A 293-nucleotide genomic window follows, 5' to 3' on the forward strand; every position below is an offset into this window, starting at 1 on the left:
TTTGGTGACGGCTACGGATTGACGACATACAGAGAGGAGCAAAAAGCACATAAACACTTTGCCGCGTATCGTTCAATGATGCGAGGTTTTGAGGGTGCTACAGAGTTATTTAAAATCTCACCTGCTGAGGCTTGCGATTATTTGCGCTCTGCTGGTGGTGTCGTGGTAGAAAATACAAACTAAGGTTATATAAATGAAAAAATTAATTGCTGTTGCTTTGTCTGCTTCCATTCTTGCTGGTTGCGCTCATACGGACGCTAACCCATCTATTACGGAGTTTCAGCCGGGTGATA

At 43.7% G+C, this 293-nt stretch carries 1 protein-coding gene; it reads left to right on the top strand.

Going from position 1 to position 293, the window contains the following annotated elements; genetic code table 11:
• Positions 1 to 183, top strand: a 183-nt coding sequence (locus QP437_RS09920; RefSeq protein WP_285267721.1) for a hypothetical protein, incomplete at its 5' end; no start/stop codon positions are given.
• Positions 184 to 293 lie beyond the last annotated feature (110 nt).

It is taken from the genome of Haemophilus sp. UMB1048 (assembly GCF_030218125.1).
GTDB lineage: Bacteria > Pseudomonadota > Gammaproteobacteria > Enterobacterales > Pasteurellaceae > Haemophilus_D.